The organism is Haloferax sp. KTX1, from assembly GCF_902410085.1.
Classification (GTDB): Archaea; Halobacteriota; Halobacteria; order Halobacteriales; family Haloferacaceae; genus Haloferax; species Haloferax massiliensis.
Genome location: NZ_CABPRH010000091.1, coordinates 1 through 512, shown reverse-complemented (window position 1 = coordinate 512; position 512 = coordinate 1). Strand labels below are relative to the sequence as shown.

At 66.8% G+C, this 512-nt stretch carries 1 protein-coding gene; it reads right to left on the bottom strand.

The genetic code is table 11. The annotated features are described in order from the left end of the window. Positions 1-434, bottom strand: a 434-nt coding sequence (locus tag FY251_RS20925; RefSeq protein WP_187367471.1) for a metallophosphoesterase, incomplete at its 3' end; no start/stop codon positions are given. Positions 435-512 lie beyond the last annotated feature (78 nt).

Here is a 512-nt window from a genome sequence, read left to right as displayed (position 1 = left end):
GTCGTCGCCTGTGGATTAGCTGCGGCCGTGTCGGGGTCGGTCACGCCGACGAAGCCGAGCTGTTGCCCGTCGACGGTCCGACTCGCCCACGGCCGGGTCAATCGTCGGGCGAACCGCTCGCCGTCCTCTTCGGCGTTCGCAGTCAGCCACGTCTGGGGCGACCTGGCGATGATGTCCCGCGTCGCGTCGAGTCCGTGGTCGAAGTCGTGGTTGCCAAGCGTCTCGAACGCGGGTGTCAGCGCAGTGAAGAGGTCCAGCGACTGCTCGCCGTCGGTGACCAGCGACAGCACCCCCGGCCCGGTGTTGTCCCCGGTACCGACCACCAGCGCGTCCGGGCCGTCGGCGGCGGCCACTGTCCCCGCAAACCGCCCGATTCGTTCGGGTGTATCGTACGCTTTCTCCACGTCGGAGTAGTGGATGATCCGGGGACTCACACCCACAGTGCAGGGGAACCAGCCACTAATGGTTTCCGCAGTGATTTAGCCGCTGGCCCGTCATGCGTACGTATGGAC